General features: G+C 63.8%; 14 protein-coding genes and 1 pseudogene. 7 read left to right on the forward strand and 8 right to left on the reverse strand.

From position 1 onward, the window contains the following. Positions 1–304: 304 nt before the first annotated feature. The 6 genes from ABIA42_RS31535 to ABIA42_RS31560 all read right to left on the reverse strand — a co-directional run bounded on the left by ABIA42_RS31535 (position 305) and on the right by ABIA42_RS31560 (position 7684). Entirely contained in the window at positions 305–1048 is a 744-nt protein-coding gene (locus tag ABIA42_RS31535; RefSeq protein WP_370117823.1) for a polysaccharide deacetylase family protein, read from the reverse strand. Between the two features lie 103 nt (positions 1049–1151). Beyond that, complete coding sequence (locus ABIA42_RS31540) at positions 1152–2153, reverse strand: homoserine O-succinyltransferase (protein WP_370117820.1); 1002 nt, start codon at positions 2151–2153, stop codon at positions 1152–1154. Between the two features lie 12 nt (positions 2154–2165). Continuing rightward, entirely contained in the window at positions 2166–3467 is a 1302-nt protein-coding gene (locus ABIA42_RS31545; RefSeq protein WP_370117817.1) for an O-acetylhomoserine aminocarboxypropyltransferase/cysteine synthase family protein, read from the reverse strand. Positions 3468–3750: 283 nt separating this feature from the next. Further along, positions 3751–5331, reverse strand: a complete 1581-nt coding sequence (locus ABIA42_RS31550; RefSeq protein WP_370117814.1) for an amidase family protein — start codon at positions 5329–5331, stop codon at positions 3751–3753. A gap of 121 nt (positions 5332–5452) precedes the next feature. After that, a complete protein-coding gene (locus tag ABIA42_RS31555) occupies positions 5453–6487 on the reverse strand; it encodes an aldo/keto reductase (RefSeq protein WP_370117811.1) in 1035 nt (344 codons plus the stop codon). Positions 6488–6502: 15 nt separating this feature from the next. Next, positions 6503–7684 carry an MFS transporter gene (locus tag ABIA42_RS31560; RefSeq protein WP_370117808.1) on the reverse strand — a complete coding sequence of 394 codons (1182 nt, stop codon included), beginning with the start codon at positions 7682–7684 and terminating at the stop codon, positions 6503–6505. Between the two features lie 99 nt (positions 7685–7783). Here ABIA42_RS31560 and ABIA42_RS31565 point away from each other — a divergent pair, with 99 nt between their 5' ends. After that, complete coding sequence (locus ABIA42_RS31565; protein ID WP_370117805.1) at positions 7784–8734, forward strand: LysR family transcriptional regulator; 951 nt, start codon at positions 7784–7786, stop codon at positions 8732–8734. Between the two features lie 134 nt (positions 8735–8868). Here the strand turns inward: ABIA42_RS31565 and ABIA42_RS31570 are convergent. Further along, positions 8869–12008 (reverse strand): annotated as a pseudogene (locus tag ABIA42_RS31570) (efflux RND transporter permease subunit). 24 nt (positions 12009–12032) lie between these two features. After that, positions 12033–13205 carry an efflux RND transporter periplasmic adaptor subunit gene (locus tag ABIA42_RS31575; RefSeq protein WP_271531190.1) on the reverse strand — a complete coding sequence of 391 codons (1173 nt, stop codon included), beginning with the start codon at positions 13203–13205 and terminating at the stop codon, positions 12033–12035. A 1139-nt stretch (positions 13206–14344) separates the two neighbouring features. Here ABIA42_RS31575 and ABIA42_RS31580 point away from each other — a divergent pair. From ABIA42_RS31580 to ABIA42_RS31605, 6 genes are all read left to right on the forward strand, one after another. Beyond that, positions 14345–15598: a tyrosine-type recombinase/integrase gene (locus ABIA42_RS31580; RefSeq protein WP_370117802.1), complete on the forward strand. Its 1254-nt coding sequence runs from the start codon at positions 14345–14347 to the stop codon at positions 15596–15598. Continuing rightward, entirely contained in the window at positions 15595–15879 is a 285-nt protein-coding gene (locus ABIA42_RS31585; RefSeq protein ID WP_370117799.1) for a hypothetical protein, read from the forward strand. Before ABIA42_RS31580 ends, ABIA42_RS31585 begins: the two co-directional genes overlap by 4 nt. Positions 15880–15882: 3 nt before the next feature. Next, complete coding sequence (locus ABIA42_RS31590) at positions 15883–16533, forward strand: hypothetical protein (RefSeq protein ID WP_370117796.1); 651 nt, start codon at positions 15883–15885, stop codon at positions 16531–16533. 428 nt (positions 16534–16961) lie between these two features. Beyond that, positions 16962–17171: an AlpA family transcriptional regulator gene (locus ABIA42_RS31595; protein WP_211982954.1), complete on the forward strand. Its 210-nt coding sequence runs from the start codon at positions 16962–16964 to the stop codon at positions 17169–17171. Positions 17172–17174: 3 nt separating this feature from the next. Further along, complete coding sequence (locus ABIA42_RS31600; RefSeq protein WP_370117793.1) at positions 17175–18170, forward strand: bifunctional DNA primase/polymerase; 996 nt, start codon at positions 17175–17177, stop codon at positions 18168–18170. A 138-nt stretch (positions 18171–18308) separates the two neighbouring features. Further along, positions 18309–19069 (forward strand): IS5-like element ISBj2 family transposase gene (locus ABIA42_RS31605; protein ID WP_110115815.1). Its coding sequence is split into 2 segments (ribosomal slippage): positions 18309–18648 and positions 18648–19069, totalling 762 coding nucleotides; the frame shifts between segments, so codons are not numbered across the junction. Positions 19070–19092: the final 23 nt, after the last annotated feature.

A 19092-nucleotide genomic window follows, 5' to 3' on the forward strand; every position in this document is an offset into this window, starting at 1 on the left:
AGAACTGTCTGCGGGCTTGCTCCGCCTCTCCCGCTTGCGGGAGAGGCGGACGCGCTCGCAGAGCGCGGCGGGTGAGGGCTCTCGCCGCGCAGGGACATTCTCCTCAACCCTCAACAATCCCGACGCGGAGACACCCCCACCCCAGCCCTCCCCCGCAAGCGGGAGAGGGAGCCCAGTGCCGATGCCGCCACATCGTGCACACCATATGCGATAGCCCTGCGCGAGCGGGGAGAGGGTCGATGTGAGGAGGAGTCCCCGCAAGGATCCGACCTCTCTCCGCAAGCCGGGAGAGGTGAAGAAGAAGCTACGCCCCGATCCGTCGCAGCGCCTCTGCAACGGGCACGATCGGCATGTTGCGCTTGCCAGCGGCCTCCAGCGCATGACGCATCAGGTGCGGCGTGCAGCCATAGGGGCTTGGCGCATCGGCGACGTCGTGGCCGTAGAAGATCAGCCAGCCGCCGCTTGCGACCGCCTCGTCGAAATAGCGATCGACGCCTGCCGCATCGATCTCGCAATCCACAAGCGGCGAGGCGCGCAGGAACTGGAGATCGATGACGTCACTGTTGACGCCGGGAAGAATGCCGCGCGCGGAACGGAAGGCTTTTGCGAGTTGCGGCTTGCGCCAGACCGAGGCGATCCCATAGGGGTAGGCGAAGTTCTCCAGCGTGATCGAGGAATCGATATCGCGGAAATGACTGCGGTTCCGCTCGATCTCGCGAGCCATCGCGGCCTCATCGAGAGTGGCCGAACTCCGGTGCGAGAAGGTGTGGCAGGCAATCTCGTGACCCGCCCTGTGAAGGCGCACGATCGCATCGTTCGACAGACCGTGCCAATGGTCCGACGGCTGATCGATCAAGCTGCCGGCGAGATAGAACGTCCCCCGACCGCCATGCTGCTCCAGAAGCTCGGCACCCTCGCCTGCGGCGCTATCGGGGGCATCGTCGAAGGTGAAGCTCACCATCGGCGCATGCGCGGGCAATCGGTGCGGCGCGGCGTGGAAATGCCGGGCCAGCCGATTGTTCACGCGTCCCTGGAGTGCCGACCACACGCTGCGCTTCCCGTGATTCCCTATTTCTCTACTGAAACATTCGTGCAGGTTGAGGCAAGCCTAACGCCTGGGTAATCCTAACGTGAGACCAAGACCGCTTCGGCTAGCGCGCCGCGACCGACGCGTCGGCGCCCGCGCCGAGATAGCGCAACCAGTTGCGGAATAGCATCGCCGCCGCGTTGCCAGCGCCGATATCGGCGCGCAGGTTCAGCCCAGGCAGCTCGTTGGCGAGTGCCGGATGGCGCTGATGCGCCGCCTTCTTCTCGAAGCGAGCCAGTTTCTCTTCCGTCACTGCGTCAAAATAGCTCACCGGCAGGCGCGGATAATTCTCGCGCTCCCGCACGAGATAGCGGCCGATGTCGCGCAGATACTCTCGCTGGAGCGACAGCGCGTCATATTCCGGGTGGCCCTGAAAGAACACGAAGCGGCTGGCATATTGGCGGACGAAGACGTCGACGCCGGCTTGGGCCGAGCGTGTCAGCACCTGGTAACCGGCCTGCACGATGTCGCTCTCGGCGATCTCGTTCAGGCGCGAATGCGAGACCTTGAGCGGCGCAGGCGCAGCACGGGTCAACGAATCGCGCGTCACGACGTCGCAATCGAAAATGCCGTGACATTTGGCCGGCAGCCGCCGCCGTTCGATACCGTCGAGATGCAGCACCGCGGCATGCGCGGCAAGGCACGACCAGATCGTCGAGCGCGTGTTGGCCTTGGCCCAGTCGATGAGGTTCGTGAGGTCCCGCCAGTATGGCTCCTGGTCGAGCTCGGGCGCGATCGGCTCCGCGCCGGTCACGATCAGTCCGTCGAACTTGCCGCGCTCGAGATCGGAAAGGTCGGAATACTCGCTGTCGACATGCCACTTCGCTTCGGGCGATCGCTTCACGCTGGGAAGCGAAAAGCGGTGGAAGCGGATGCGGTGCGGGCCCGCGGCGGCCTGGAGCAGCTTCATGAACTGCCGCTCGGTCGCCTTCAGCGCAGGATCCGGCATGTTGTTGATCAGTCCGATCGTGAGGTCGGCGCCTGCATGGTCGCGTACGAGATCGCCCTCGCCCGGCACCAGGGCCGGACTCGATATGACTTGATCCCTGTCGATCAGGATCGTCATGGGCGACGCCGCCTACTCCGCGGCCTCGAGCCGCGCCGACGGGCAGGCCTTTTCCAGCGCCTGGTCGATGTCCTCGATGATGTCTGAAGCATGCTCGATGCCGATCGACAGACGGATGGTCTCCGGCAGCACGCCGGCAACGCGTTGCTGCTCCGCCGACATCTGCCGATGGGTCGTCGAGGCCGGATGGCAGGCCAGCGACTTGGCATCGCCGATATTGACGAGCCGCGTGATCAGCTTCAGCGCATCATAAAACGTCTTGCCGGCCTCCATTCCGCCCTTGATGCCGAAGGTGAACAGCGAGGAGGCGTTGCCATTCAGGTACTTCTGCACCAGCGGATAATGGGGGCTGTCCGGAAAACCGGTGTAATTGACCCATGCCACGCGCGGATCGCCGCGGAGGAATTCGGCGACCTTGCGCGCATTCTCGACATGGCGCTCCATGCGCAGCGCGACGGTCTCGATGCCCTGGAGCAGCAGGAAGGCGTTGAACGGCGACAGCACCGAACCCATGGTGCGCTGATAGACGCTGCGCGCGCGCTCGATATAGGCGGTGCGGCCGAACCGCACGGCGTAGACGAGACCGTGATAGGAGGCATCCGGCTTGTTGTAGGCCGGGAAACGCTCGGCATGTTTGGCCCAGGGGAAATTTCCGGAATCGACAATGGCGCCGCCGAGCGTGGTGCCGTGACCGCCAAGGAACTTGGTCAGCGAATGCACGGCGATGTCGGCACCGTAGTCGAAGGGCTTGAGCAGGATCGGGGTTGCGACGGTGTTGTCGACGATCAGCGGCACACCATGCGCATGCGCGATCTTCGCCAGCGCCTCGATGTCGCAGACATTGCCGGCGGGGTTGCCGATGGTCTCGGCAAAGACGGCCCGGGTGTTCTCATCGATCAGCTTCTCGATCGCCTCAGGCCTGTCGCTCTCGGCGAAACGGCCGGTAATGCCTTGGCGCGGCAGGATGTGGGAGAGCAGCGTGTGCGTGGTGCCGTAAAGCTGCGGCACGGAAACGATGTTGCCGCCGTGATCGGCGACGTTGACGAAGGCGAAATGCAGCGCTGCCTGCCCGGTCGCGACTGCAAGCGCGCCGACGCCGCCTTCAAGTTGGGCGATACGCTTCTCCAGCACCGCACTGGTCGGATTGGCGATGCGGCTGTAGCGAAAACCTTCGGTCTCGAGATTGAACAGGGCGGCGCCATGATCGGCGCTGTCGAAGGCATAGGCCGCAGTCTGGTAGATCGGCACGGCCACCGCATGCGTTGTAGCCTCGGGCTCGTAGCCGGCGTGAATAGCGATCGTCTCGTTGCGCATCGTGCCACCTCCGCGTGGAGCGGGCCGCACTTATTGGCCTGTATGAGGCATGTGCGTTGTCCGCCGTCCTCGTGTTAGAGGCGGGTGGTAAAGCGGACAATAATTCGCCTAGAGATCGAGGAAGTAACCCTAACGCTTGCTGGCGAATTGGCCGAAATCCAGGTTAAATTCGATTAACCGATCACGCCATATCTTGCTCGGCGTCATCCGTCTCGCCGCTGCGCGGCGAGCACCCCTCGGCCACGCGGGGAGAGGGGTGCATCGTCAACGTGGCGGTGCTTGCTTAGGCTTGAGCCATGCTCTCCCAGAGGCGGTGGGAGAGCACGCCGACGCGCTTCTCGATCGCGGCCGCGGCATCGAGCGCGAGATCCTCGCGATAGCGCCCGGCAATCAGCTGCACGCCGATCGGCTTGCCGTCGTGGAGCGCCACCGGCACCACCGCGCCGGGCAGGCCCAGCACGTTGATGGCGGAGATGAAGCGGATCTCGCCCCAGAAGATCTCGCGCACGCGCTCGGAACTGACGGTGTCGTCACGCGGGCCCGGCGTCGGCTTCACCGTGGTCGGCGCCAGCACGACCGGATACTCCTCGAAGAACAACTGCCAGGCGCGGATGTGGCCGTTGCGCGCGGCAGTCGCCTGCATCCAGGCTTTGAGATCGAGCACGTTGGCCTTGGCCTTCATGCCGCCCCAGGCTTTGTGGAAATCCTCGGACGCGACCTTCAGCATGCCGGCCTCCTGCATCACCACGGTCTCGTTGGTGATGATGTCGCACCAGGTCTGCCAGACACCGTTGATGTCGGGCACCGCGACCTCGCTGACGCGATAGCCGGAACGCTCGAGATGGTCGGCGGCCTGGCGCAGCGCCGCGGCGACAGAGGGATCGACGTCCATGTCCTCGGGGATCTTCGCCAGCGCGACCTTGATCGGCCCCTTCGGCTTGGGTCCGATCAGCGGTGCCGGCACCCACCAGGGGTCGCGCGGATCGCGCTGGCTCATCGCCTCCAGCGCGAGGCGGACGTCGGCGACATGGCGGGCGAGCGGCCCCTGCGCCGACATCAGATGCGCCAGCATCGGCCGCTCCGCCGTTGCGCTTCCGTTGAAGGCGGGGATGCGGCCCTGCGTCGGCTTGATGGTGGCGACGCCGTTGCAATGCGCCGGCCAGCGCAGCGAGCCGCCGATGTCGTTGCCATGGGCGATGGTGCCGATGCCTGCCGCGACCGCCGAACCCGCACCGCCCGAGGAGCCGCCGCAGGTGATACCGGGATCCCAGGGATTCAGCGTCAGCCCGTGCAGGGGATTGTCGGTGAAGCCGCGGAAGGAGAATTCCGGGGTGTTGGTGAGACCAAGGACGATGGCGCCGGCCTTCTTGAGGTTGCGGACAACAGGCGCATCCGACGGCGCGATGAGATCCTTGTTGGCGGGAACGCCGTTGAAGTTGGGCCGGCCTTCATAGTCGACATTCTCCTTGATGGTGATGGGCACACCGTGCAGGAGGCCGAGCTCGCCGCCCTTGGCGCGCTGCTTGTCGGCGGCGTGCGCCGCCGCGAGCGCTTCTTCCGAGAGATCCACGACAACCGCATTGAGCCCTGGATTGACGAGGCGCATCCGTTCGAGATGCGCTTCCACGACTTCGACCGCGGAGATTGCGCCGGAGCGGATCGCGGCCGCGGTATCGACCGCGGACCATTGCCAGGCCGGTCCTCTGGGCCGGCGCCCGGTGGCTGATTTGCGCGCGGCGGCCTTCTTGGCTGGCTTGATCACTTTCGCAGCGACGCCCTTTCGGGCTGAGGCCTTCTTGCTCGATGTCTTCGTTGCCGCTTTCCTGGAAGTACTTTTCTTCTTGGTTGCCGTTTTCTTCGCCACGTCGCATCTCCTGAAATTGCGCGGCGGAGGTTACGGACGACGATGCGGCGTGTACAGCGGCGTTTCTGCATGGCGCATTGCGACGGTACACCGATGCGACGAATTGCCGGCGTCCCCTGGCCTAAACAGGCGGCGGATTCAGCCGGGCAAAGCCCTGCTGGACGCGATAGGGATAGTAGGGGTAGGGCGGCATCACCGCGCTGGCCTCGTCGAGACGCTTGATCTGATCCGCGCTCAGAGGCCAGCCTGCTGCGCCGAGATTGTCGCGCAGCTGCGCTTCGTCGCGAGCGCCGATGATGACGGAGTCGATCGTGGGGCGCCTCAGCAGCCAGGCGATCGCGACCTGCGGCACGGTGCGGCCGGTCTCCATCGCGACCGCGTCCAGCACGTCGACGACGGCGTAGAGCGTCTCCTCGCGCACCGGCGGACCGAACTGTGCGGTCGCGTGCAGGCGGCTGTTCGGCGGCAGCGGCTGGCCGCGTCGGATTTTTCCGGTGAGCCGTCCCCAGCCGAGCGGACTCCAGACCAGTGCACCCACCCCCTGGTCGCGCGCGAGCGGCATCAGCTCCCACTCGTAGTCGCGGCCGAGCAACGAGTAGTAGACCTGATGCGCGACATAGCGCGGCCAGCCGTGCCGGTCCGCAATGGCGAGCGACTTCATCAACTGCCAGCCGGCGAAATTGGAGACGCCGACATAGCGCAGCTTGCCCGCGCGCACGAGCATGTCGAGCGTCGACAGCACCTCCTCGATCGGGGTGAAGGCGTCGAAAGCGTGGAGCTGGAGCAAGTCGATGTGGTCAGTGCCGAGCCGGCGCAGCGCCGCGTCAACCGAGGTCAGGAGCCGCTGCCGCGACGAGCCCGCATCGTGCGGCCCCTCGCCCATCGGCAGGCTCATTTTGGTCGAGATTAGCACCTTGTCGCGCCGGCCCCTGATCGCAGCGCCGAGAATCTCCTCGGACGCGCCGTTCGAATAGACGTCGGCGCTGTCGAACAGATTGACGCCGGCATCGAGGCAGATGTCGATCAGCCTGCGCGCTTCGTCTGCATTGCTGCGGCCCCAGGCCGAGAACAGGGGGCCCTGACCGCCGAAGGTGCCGGTGCCGAAGCTGAGGACGGGGACCCTGAGTCCGGAGGCCCCGAGATTGCGGTATTCCATTGTGGGTCTCCTTCGCTATTCCGCCGGGCACGCCGCGGCGACGACCGACGCGCGCTCGAGCCGAAGGCTCCACAGCGCCAGCGCGAGGCCGATCGCGGTGATGCCGGCAGCGACCAGCGGCAACGCGGGAAGGCCGAACCCGCGGTCGATGGTGAAGCCGCCGGCCCAGGCGCCGAGCGCGTTGCCGAGATTGAACGCGGCGATGTTGAGGCTGGAGGCGAGCGTGCGGCCGCCGGGGCCGGCTGCCTCCAATACGCGAAGCTGGAGCGGGGCGACGGTTGCGAAGGCGGCGATGCCGAGCAGCAGGATCAGCGCGATGGAAAGGATCTTGATCGATAGCACGGCTGCCAGCCCAAGCAGCACGATCGCAAGCGCGGCAAGCGTGCCGGTCAAGGCCCGTGCCAGGCCGCGGTCCGCAAGCTTGCCGCCGGCGACGTTGCCGATCGCGAGCCCGACGCCGAACACCAGCAGGATCGGCGAGACGGCAGCCTCCGAGAAGCCGGTGAAACGCGTCAGGATCGGCTGGATATAGGTGAAGACGACGAACAGGCCGGCGAAGCCGAACACGGTCATGGCGAGGCCGAGCAGCACCTGCGGACGACCGAGCACAGCGACCTCTTCGGCAAGCGAGATCGGCTTGTCGCCATTGCCGACATGGCCAGGCACGAGCGCGGCCACCACCGCGAACGCGATCACGCCGATGACCGTCACGGCCCAGAACGCGGCACGCCAGCCGAGCATCAGACCGAACCACGCGCCGAAGGGTACGCCCAGGAGCGTGGCGACCGTCAGACCGATGAACATGGTGGCGATCGCGGAGGCACGCTTGTCCTCGGCGACGAGGCTGGTGGCCACGACCGAGCCGACACCGAAGAACGTGCCGTGAGCGAGCGAGGTCAGCACGCGCGCAGCCATCAGCAGTTCGTAATTCGGGGCCAGCGCGCAAGCCGCATTGCCCAGCGTGAAGATCGCCATCAGCGCGAGCAGTACTGTTTTCCGTGGCATCCGCCGCGTCGCCAGAGTCAGCACCGGCGCGCCGACGAACACACCGAGTGCATAGCCCGATATCAGCAGGCCGGCGACCGGCACGGAAACATGCATGTCGGCGGCGACCTGGAGCAGGAGGCCCATGATGATGAATTCGGTGGTGCCGATGCCGAAGGCACCGGCGGTGAGCGCGAGGACGGCGGGAGGCATGCGTGGCTCCGATGGATGAGACGAAGCCCCGCAGATAGCGGCATGGCCGCAAAACCATTAGAATGTCGGCAATCCAATCATTTGTGACGTGAATTCAACATGGCCCGTTTCGACACCAACCGCTCCGCCGAAATGGAGGTTTTCGTCCGCGTGGTCGATCTCGGCGGCTTCACCCAGGCCGCGCGAAAGCTGCGTCTGACGCCGTCGGGCGTCAGCAAGCTGATGTCGCGGCTGGAGGCGCGGCTCGGCGCACGGCTCGTCAACCGCACCACGCGCAAGCTGACGCTGACCGAGGAGGGCCAGGCCTTCTACGAGCGGGCCGTGCGCATCCTCGCCGAAATGGAGGAGGCCGAGCGCGAGGCCGCCTCAGGCGCGGCGCCGCGCGGCCGTCTCACGGTCAATTGCAACATTCCCTTCGGCATGCTGCATGTGGTGCCGTTGATCCCGCGCTTCCTGGAGCAGCATCCCGACGTCACGCTCGATCTCGTGCTGACCGACACGCTGATCGACCTGATGCAGGAGCGCGCCGACGTCGCCATCCGCGTCGGCCCGCTACGGGCCTCGCGTCTCGTCGCGCGAAAGCTCGGCAGCAGCCGCATGGTCGTGGTCGGCGCGCCGGACTACCTCGCCCGTTGCGGAACGCCGAAAACGCCGGCGGATCTCGCCGATCACCGTGGCATCGGCTGGACTTTTCCGCGCAGCATCCGCGGTTGGCCGTTCAGGCGCGGGGATCACACCGAGGAGGCCGTGCCCACACCCGTCGCGCGCGCCAGCGACGGTGAAGCCGCCCGCCGCCTTGCGCTGGGCGGCGTCGGGCTTGCCCGGCTCGCCCTCTTCCACATCGGCCCCGACATCGAATCCGGCCGCCTCGTTCCGGTGCTGCAAAACTACAATCCCGGCGACCGCGAAGACATCCACGCCGTCTATGTCGGCCACACCGCGCCGCTGCCCGCGCGCGTGCGCGCGTTCATCGATTTCCTGGCCGAGCACGTGCGGGTGAACGATCCGGCGTTGAAACGGGCGGGCGATGGAAGGTGGAGATTGGTGTGATGAGGCTGGTGAAGGGACTGCGCTGAAATGAGCCGAACCTTCCAGCTCCGGCGCTGCGGCGAGCAATCTGACAAACCACCGCGGCGGCATCTCAGGAATCCACCGCCGCAGAGTCGGCTGAGTTGCGGCCGAAATCACGAAGCCGTGGTCACCCGCTTCGTCCGCGCTGCCAATGCGACGCTCAGCCGTTCGAGCACCACGAAGAACGGCGGCACGAAGAGCACGGCGAGGAAGGTCGAAGCCAACATGCCGCTCACGACCGCCAGCCCGATCGAAACGCGGGCGCCGGCGCCGGCCCCGCTGGCGAATACCAGCGGGAGCATGCCGAAAATGAAGGCGCACGAGGTCATCAGGATCGGGCGCAGGCGCAGCCGTGCCGCCTCGATCGCCGCCTCGGCGACCTCCATGCCCTCGGTCCGCTTCTCGCGCGCATATTCGACCACCAGGATGGCGTTCTTGGCAGCGAGCGCGATCAGCAGGACGATGCCGATCTGGGTGTAGAGGTTGTTCGGCATGCCCGTCGCATCGAGCGCGATGACCGTGCCGAGCAGCGCGAGCGGCACGGCGAGGATCACCGCGAGCGGCTGCAGCCAGCTCTCATATTGACCGGCGAGGATGAAATAGACGAGCACCAATGCAATGAGGAAGACGCGATAGATCTGGTTGCCGACGATCTGTTCCTGATAGGACATGCTGGTCCAGGCGGTACCCATGCCGGGCGGCAGCGACTTGGCCGCGACCTCGCTCATCAGCGATATCGCCTCTCCGGAACTGAAACCGGTCGCCGGACTGCCGGTGACGGTCGCCGCAGGATAGAGATTGTACAGCGTGATCAGTGGTGGGCCGACTTCATCCTTGATGGCGGCGACCGTGCCCAACGGCACCATCCGGCCATCGGCACCCTTCACCTTCAGCTTGAGGATGTCGTCGGGCTGGAGCCGGAACGCGGCATCCGCCTGGACGTAGACCTTGAACACGTAATTGTACTTGGTGAACTGGTTGACGTAGGTCGACCCCATATAGGTCTCCAGCGCCGAGAACACCTGGCCGACGGTGATGCCGATGGCCTCGGCCTTGGTGCGGTCCACCACCAGACGGAACTGCTTGACCGCCCCCTTGAAGTTCGGCGCGACATGGGCAAGTCCGGTCTGCGTCGACGCATTGGCGGCGAGCTGGTCGACGGCGTTCTGCAACGCCACGAAATCGGAGCTGCCGTCCTTGATCTGCACCATCATCGTGAACCCGCTGGCATTGCCGATGCCCTGGATCGGCGGCGGCAGCATGATCAGCGCCGTCGCGCTGTCCATGCCGTCGAGGGCGGCTCGGGCATTGGCCGTAATGCTGCCGATGCTGAGATCGCCCGTCTTTCGGTCGTCCCAGGGCTTGAGCACCACGTAGAGCATGCCGGCGTTGTACAGCGTCGCGTTGTTGTCGAGCGGCGAGATGCCGGACACCGCAATCACGTCCTCGACGCCGGGGACCGCCTGCACGAGCTTTACCGCGTCCGCGACGGCAGTTTCTGTCCGGTGCGCGGAAGCCGCGTCGGGCAGCTTGAGACTGACGACGAAATAGCCCTGATCCTCGTCCGGCAGGAAGCCGGTCGGCACCGTCGAGAGGCTGTAGAACGCAACACCGATCAAGGCGATGCCGAGCAATGCAACCGGAATGCTCAAGGCGACGATACGGCTGATCAGCGCCGTGTACAGCATCTCGGCGCGCCCGTAGACGGCGTTGAAGGCGCGCGCGGCGACGTTGCGCTCCTGCGGCGGCACCGACGGCCGCAGCCACAACGCGCCGGCTTCAGCGTCACGGCGTTTATCGCGGAGATCACTGCGGTCGCGGCGATCACGAGCGCGAACTGCTGATACATCTTTCCAGTCAGTCCGGACAAGGTCGCTGCCGGCAGGAACACCGCCATCAGCACCAGGGTGATGCCGATCACGGGGCCGAACAGCTCGGACATCGCCTTCACCGCAGCTTCGCGGCTGGACATGCCACCATCCAGATGACGCGCCACGCCCTCGACGATCACGATGGCGTCGTCCACCACGATGCCAATGGCGAGAACCAGCGCGAACAGGCTCGTCGTATTGACGGTGAAGCCGAGCAGCGACATCGCGGCGAACGCGCCGATGATGGTTACCGGCACCGTCGTCGCCGGCACCAGCATCGCCCGCCAATCCTGCAGGAACGCGAGGATCACGATCAGCACAAGGCCGGCGGCGATCACCAGTGTCTCGTAGACTTCGCGGACCGAAGCGGTGATGAACTTGGTGCTGTCGAACGAGACCTTGTAGGCGAGCCCGGACGGGAACGATTTCGACAGCTCGTCCATCTTGCTCTTGACGCTCTCGGCAACCGTCAGGGCGTTGGCGCCGGACAGCTGCGAGACCGCTATCGCCGCCGATGGCCGGCCGTTCAGCGTCGCGGTCTGGCCGTAGGACGCAGCGCCGAGCTCGATCCGGCCGACGTCGCGGATGCGGACGATCCTGCCGCCCTCGCCGCTCGCCACCTTGACCACGATGTTCTCGAACTCGGCCGCCTCGGAGAACCGGCCGGTGACATTGAGCACGTATTGGAAGTTGACGGTGTCCGGCGTCGGCGGCGCGCCGACGAGACCGGCGGTCACCTCGTTGCTCTGCTGCTGGATCGCCGAGGTCACATCGCTCGGGGTCAAGCCGAACGCCTGCAGGCGGCCGGGATCGAGCCAGATGCGCATCGCGTAGGCTCCCGACCCCAGCACCGTGACGTTGCCGACGCCGGGCACGCGCGCCAGCTCGTTCTGGAGGTGGATGGTGGCGTAGTTGGCGAGGAACAGGTTGTCGTAGCGGCCCTCGGGAGAATAGAGATTGATGAACTGAAGAATTGAGGTCTGCTTCTTCTGGACATTCAATCCCTGCGTGGAGACCGCGCTGGGCAGTTGCGCGCTCGCCAGCGAGACCCGGTTCTGCACCAGAACCTGCGCCGTGTCCGGATCCGTGCCGATGTCGAAGGTGACGACAAGACTATAGCTGCCGTCGCTCGCGCTGGTCGACTGCATGTAGATCATGTGGTCGACGCCATTGACCTGCTGCTCGACGGGAAGAGCGACCGTATCCATCACGGTGCGCGCGCTGGCGCCGGGATAGGTCGCCGTCACCGATACGGTCGGCGGCACCACATTTGGATATTGCGACACCGGCAGGCTCGCCAACGCCAGCGCGCCGACCAGGACGATGAGGAACGCCAGCGTGTTCGAGAGCACAGGCCGTTCGATGAAGAAGCGCGAGAACATGAGAGCCTTGTGTGTGCCGGTGACCTATTGCAAGCTTCGTCCCGACCCCGCCGCCGGGACCGGAGAGGCAGGTGCGGGCGTCGAGCCTTGGCCGGCGGCGGCCATTGTGCCCGCGACGGGATCGACCGTGTTGCCGGCGACCGCGCGCTGGATCGATCCGATCACGACCTTGTCGTCGGCCTTGAGCCCGCCGGTGATGACACGAAGCTGGCCTTCCACCGGACCGGTCGTCACCTGACGCTGGGCGACCACCTTGTCCTCGCCGACCACCATCACATAGCTGCCGGCCTGGTTCGACATCACAGCGGTGTCATTGACGAGCAGCGCGTTCTCGATCTTGCCGACCGGAACGCGAACACGCACGAACAGGCCGGGCACCAGCGCGATATCCTTGTTCTCGAACACCCCTCGCAATTGCAGCGTGCCGGTATTGGGGTCGAGTTGCGGGGCGATGTAGTCGATTTTGCCCTTGTACTGAAACGCGGCATCCGCGGCGAGCGCCACCTCGACCGATCGCTCCTCGGCCTTCTCGCGCAGGTCCCTGAGCGTCTTGCCCTGCTTGGCAAGGGCATCACGCATGTCGATCTGCTGCTGCTCGGAGATGTTGAAATAGACGTGGATCGGATTGACCTGAAGGACCGTCGCGAGCTTGGTCGGACCGGACTGGCCGACCAGCGAGCCGACCTCGGCAAGGTGCCGAGTGACCACGCCGTCGAAGGGCGCGCGCACCGTGGTGTAGCCGAGTGACGTCTGCGCGAGCCTGAGGCTGGCTTCGTTGGCGGCGAGCTGGGCGTTCGCCATCTCGTAGTTCATCGTCGCCTCGTCGACCGCACGCTGGGTGGAAACGTCCTTCTGACCCAGCGTGACCTGCCGATCGTACTCCCGCTTGCTATTCACCTGCTTGGCTTTTGCGCTCTCCACCTGCGCCTGCTGCAGATCGAATTGCGCCTGGTACTGGTCCCTCTCGATCTCGAACAGCACGCGGTCCTTCCTGACCGCTTCGCCATCGCGATAGCCGATCGCCGTCAGGAAGCCCTGAACGCGGGCCTCCACGTCGACTGCAGCGAGCGGCGCAGTGTTGCCGGTGAACTCGGCGTACAGGGTGACCGGCCGCTGGATCGGGCTTGCCACCGCCACCTTTGCCGGCGGCGGCGCAGCATACCGGTTCTTCTCATTACAGCCGGACAGGGCCGGCATGGCGCAAGCCAGGCCCGCTAAAACCGCCAAGCGAGCCGGCCGGCCGGCAAAACCACGCCCCGTTAGTACCAACGTCTCCATCTCTACTATCCCCCGCCATGCGGACCATCCATGTCGGCCGCGGTCTGTTTCGTCTGCATACTCCATCGCCCCGGTGCTGCGCCCAGCATCCGGCGCACCGCCCGCAGTCGTTCCGAAAACGCGCGGACATCCCCTGCGTCGGGGCTCACGGCATGAGCCCATGTCGGCGCGGCGATCGTTTGGGCCGCACTTGGCTCGATCGCAACATCACCTCATCGGCGCAAGCGGCCACGGAATTGGCCAGGGGCCCCAAGCCTGGCGCTCATGAATGCCTCTTTGATGCCCCCTTGGCGCGTTGCGGCAGCTGCAGCATTGCCAATGCGGATCAAGTTACCGCGCTGACGCAATCGAGAATCAATCGACTGGCCCCGCTATATACAGAAGAATCAGATCCGGGGCATTTCCCGCGAAAGGTGTTTGTGAGGCGGAGATTGCAGCCGCTCGCGGCAAAGACGGCATTGGCAGCGTCGCTGCTTCGCAAGACAATGCCGCCTTGCGAATCGTACCTTCATTAGAGGTGCGAATGTACTGTTGCTGATCCGCCAGCCACTCATCCGCCCTTCACGCTTCGCCGCGGATTTCGGAGATAGAGAAACTTGAATCGCGGAAGATTGCCCGGACCTCTATCTGCACCCATTCACGCAAGCGCCCAACCTGGGAAGGCCGGCCTTGTCCTCGTCGTGCAAAATGTCATGGGCCGGCGATGTCGGTGCCAGGCGCGCGTGGCAGCGGAATGAAAACTTCGCTGGCACCATCGAGTCATGACGTCATGGTGGACTTGCCACTCGAGCTTGACCGCGAGCTTCCTGGGGACAGCCCACATGGCCCGCGGGCCGCCTCCATCGGTCGTACGAATCAAAGAAGTCGTGAGCCGGCGAACGAAGCGGTCAAACCGTGCATATGGCGGAGAGAGTGTCCGCCATACTAAGGTCCAACCTAGTCCAGCACAGTTTCGCTAGACACTATATTTGAAGCACTTTACGACATTCTCCATCCGTTGTCGTCCGACCGAATCCTGTGAGATCCAGGGCTTTGGGTGGGGAACAAGGTGGGGATAGATGGCCAAGCTCGTCAACAAGCTGAGCGCCCGCAAGGTCGCAACTCTCACAAAACCGGGTCGTCATTCGGATGGCGGCGGATTGTATCTCAGCATCAGCCCGAGCGGTGCGGCGTCATGGGTGTTCATGTGGAAGACAGCCGGCCGACGCCGCGAGATGGGCTTGGGACCGCTGCGAGATGTGCCGTTGCTCAAAGCCCGAGAGAAGGCTGCCAATGCTCGCCAGCTCGTGCTTGAAGGACACGATCCCCTGGCGGCCCGTCAGGCTCAGCCATCACAAGTGACGTTCGGCGAGGCGGCCGACGCCCTGATCGAAAGCATGTCTCCGTCCTGGCGAAACGAGAAGCACCGAGCGCAGTGGACGATGACCTTGACGACCTACTGCCAACAGATCAGGTCGAAGCCGGTAGCGGAGATAACGACCGACGACGTCCTTACCATTCTGGAGCCGCTCTGGCGCTCGAAGCCGGAGACGGCTTCCAGGCTGCGGGGAAGGATTGAGCGCGTCCTGAGCTTCGCAAAGGCGCGGGGGATGCGTTCTGGAGAGAACCCTGCACAGTGGCGCGGACATCTCGATGCCATTCTACCAAGACGGCCGATGTTAACGAGAGGGCACCACAAGGCGCTCCCGTTCCGGGAGGTCCCCGCCTTCATGCAGCAGCTACGGGAGATGGAAGGCGTAGCGCCGAGAGCACTGGAGTTTGCAATTCTAACCGCGGCCCGCTCCGGCGAAGTGTTCGGCCTCGTCTGGCCGGAGCTTTCGCTTGACGACCGGCTCTGGGTCGTCCCGGGTTCCCGAATGAAGGGCGGCCGCGAACACCGTGTTCCTCTCACCAGCCGGGCACTTCAAATCCTGAAGCAAATGAAACGGCTCCAGACCGAGGAGACTCCGTTCGTCTTTCAAGGAGGTAAGCGAGGTAAGCCACTGTCTGAGACCTCATTGGAAGCGGTGCTAGAGCGGATGGAGGTGGACGCAACACCCCATGGGTTCCGCAGTTCGTTTCGGGACTGGGCCGGCGATGCTACTGCGTTCCCGCGAGAGGTCGCGGAAGCGGCGCTTGCGCACATTATCGGAGATAAGGCGGAACGTGCATACAGACGTGGTGATGCCCTAGAGAAACGGCGCAAGCTCATGGAAGCTTGGCAGACGTTCTGCGATTCTAAACCGCCGCACCAAAAACCGAAACGTAACAGAAGCGGATCAAAGCCGCTGCAGGGCTCACCGTCGATGACCATCGAGGACCAGAAGGAATGATGAAGCATATTGTCGCCACTGTCGCTGTCTTGGCGTTGACCGGGCCAGCCAGCGCATTCTACACCGAGTGCACAGTCTCGAAGGACACCGAGCTTGCGAACCGGCCCGAGGGCCCGACCGAGCCGCGCTACATGCCAGTCGATAAGGGCGACAAGGTTGCGTTTCGCGACAAGTATCAGGACTGGTGGTTCGTGATGCATAGCAAAGACGGTAGCACCGACTATGGGTGGCTTCCCGCCAGCGTCTTGACCCGGTGCAAAAAGATGGAAGGCACGCCCTAGCAGATGTCACAAGAGTGGTACGAAGAAGAAGAGGACGACCTCGTCGAGGGTGTTTACAGAGTTTGGTGCAAGATGCCGTTCTGGACGGCATTCGAATCCTCTGCCTTGATTCACCAGTGTGATCCGAGCGAGCCGGTCGACATACCTTCGGCTCAAAAGTTTGTTCACCGGACGCGCACGCTAATCGAGCGTCACTGCGGAACCGAATTGCTGCCTGGTTCTCCAGATAGGATTTCGCCTCCGGACCTGCTGCCTTGGGCGGAACATATGGGCGTGTGGATCAACCCTGCGCTGAAAGAGTGCATCAGGGGGTCGTATTCCAATGTACAAACTCCGCCCGAAGCAGCGTTGACCCGAGAAGCTCTTCTCGCTCGAATAGCCGAGCTAGAAGCGCAAAAGCAAAGGCTCGAAGCCGATCCCGCTCCGAATGCCCGGGAGCGGCAGTCCCTCCTCAAGCTCGTCCTGGGAATGGCAGTTGCAGGTTATACCTTCAATCCCAGGAATTCGAGAAACACCGCCACGAGAGATATTGTCACCGACTTAGAGCGCCACCAAATTCCTACGGTGACCCAGGAAACGGTCTTGAGTCGTCTGAGAACGGCCATGCAAGAACTAGATTGGCCGCCTCCGGATTACGACGGCGGCGGCCAATAAGAGGCTTAGCCAGCCGAAACGGCCGAACAGAAAACGTCTTCCAGCCGGTCGATGAGGTCCGGCACAAGGTGCGCAGCTAGGTGGATGCACCTATCGGAACCCGGTTCATCCCCCTGCTGTCGAACAACGACGGTCCCGGTCGTGGAGAGATAAACAGCGATCGCATTCTGCTTTCGGACCGAAACGAGTTCGTCGTTGGCCGTCCAATCAAAGTTCTCTGTCAAGTCCAACTCCTTTTTCGATGGTGAGGCCAAGCTGTCTCACGACGCCCCCGGTCGTTGTGCGATTTCAGACAGCACCAATCCGAAATCGGTTTGTAGAGCGGCAGCGGTTCTCCGAAATCGGATAGCCGTAATCCGAGTTCGTCCAAGGCGATCCGCGCCTGATCAATAAGGCACCTCCTTCTCATCAGAGCATTGAGGTGTCCCTTGAACTCGCCCTCTTCGACTGACCGGCTCCTCCGCCTTTCGGCAGTCCTCGCCCCGGCTGGTCCCATCCCCGTTAGCAAGTCAACCTGGTGGGCCGGCGTGAAGTCAGGCCGCTTCCCCCAGCCCGTGAAGCTAGGGCCGCGCATCACCGCCTGGAGGGCCGAAGAAATCCAAACCCTCGTCGCCAACGGCTTCACACGAGAGCCGTAAGCCATGGCGATGGGCATCTTTGCGAAGTGGCAGCCGGAATATGCCGCGCGTGGGCTTCCGACGTTCCCGGTCAAGGTCATCGGCAACGATAAGCGACCGGCGATCCGTGGATATATGAAGGTCGGAAGTTTGAGGAGCGAAAAGCTCGTGAGGCAATTCGCCGACGCGAGCGCGTTCGGACTGGCCTGTGGCCGTATCACCGGCCTGACGGTCCTGGACGTCGATTGCAAAGACGAACATGTCCTTGGCGATGCCTTAGCGCGCCACGGCGAGACCCCGTTCGTGGTCCGCACCGGCTCGGGAAACTTTCAAGCATGGTACCGTCATGGGGGAGAGAAGCGGCAAATCCGACCTTGGGGAAATGAGCTTCCGATCGACCAGCTCGGTGACGGGTATGTCGTTGCTCCACCCTCAGAGGGCAAGCGCATGGCCTATGAGATCGTTCAGGGCACGCTGGACGATCTGCCCAATCTGCCGTTCATGCAGAAGGCCTGGTGGCCTGGAGATCAGGCGCACCGCAGGCCCGCACGCGAGGGCGAGCGGAACAAGATGCTCTGGCGGCACTGCATGCGTGATGCACACAGTTGCGATACGTTCGACGACCTGCTCGATGTGGCAAGGACGTTCAACGAAGACTCCTGCGTCCCTCCTCTCGATGACGACGAGGTGATCAAAGCCGCGAGGTCGGCCTGGAAGTACACGATGGACGGCACCAACCGCATCGGACGCCATGGGGCTTGGCTGAGCGCGGCGTCACTCGATGAGATGGTTCAAGACCCCTACTTCACCGCGTTGATAGCTTGGTTGCAGGCTCAAAACGGACCAGATGCCAGGTTCTTGGTCGCGGATGGATTGAGAGAGAAATTTGGATGGCCCCGCGAGCAGTTCCGGCGTGTACGTCGTAAAGCGGTGCGAACCGGCTGGATCGTGCCGCTCACGAAGCCGAAGCCGGGCAAGGCCGTCGAATACCGTTGGGGAGAGGCTAGGAAACAGAGGTAAGAGACGCCTACCGTGCTTGGTAGGCTATCCTCTATGGTACACTTCCTGATAGGTCCTAACACCCAGCCTTACCTAGGGTCTGTACCTAAATAGCGCCACGTGATTCTCTTGCCTACGTGTTGATTCGGGGGCGAGAGAATGCGCGCTGGTTTGTTTTGGCTGAACGACAGGCAATGGGCGCGTATCGAACCGCATCTGCCGAGGGGACTGACGGGGCCGGATCGGGACGACGACCGACGCATCGTCAGCGGTATCATTCACATGCTGCAATCGGGTGCACGATGGCGTGATTGTCCACGTGAATACGGCCCTTACACGACGATCTACAATCGCTTCAATCGCTGGGCCAAGCGAGGACGATGGTGCGCAATCTTCGAAGCGCTGGCCAAGCCTGGCGAAGACGGCGTCGTACTGTCGCTCGACTCGACCTCGATTAAAGCTCACCGGTGTGCCTCCGGCGGAAAAGGGGGGAGCACAATCAAGCAATCGGCCGCTCGCGCGGAGGCCGCACGACAAAAATCCATGCGCTGAGCGATCCGCTCTGCCGGCCGGTCGTCCTGCATCTGACTCCAGGCCAGGATGCCGATATCGCTGCGGCTCCCGATGTCCTGGCGCTCGCGCCACCCATGAGCGTGCTCCTCGCCGACAAAGGGTATGATGGCGACAAGCTTCGCGGCGCAATCATTCGTCGTGGCGCCAAGCCCGTAATCCCCAATAAATCTAACCGTGTCGTCATCCATCGCTTCAACAAACGCGCCTACAAAGGACGAAATGTCATCGAACGCTGCTTTTGCAGGCTCAAGGACTTCCGGCGCATCGCCACGCGATATGACAAGCTCGCCCGTAATTTTTTGGCCGCTGTTCATCTCGCCGCTCTCGTCGCATATTGGCTCAATTGAGTCTGGACCCTAGTAGCTAGGCA

The organism is Bradyrhizobium sp. USDA 327 (genome assembly GCF_041262065.1).
GTDB lineage: Bacteria > Pseudomonadota > Alphaproteobacteria > Rhizobiales > Xanthobacteraceae > Bradyrhizobium > Bradyrhizobium liaoningense.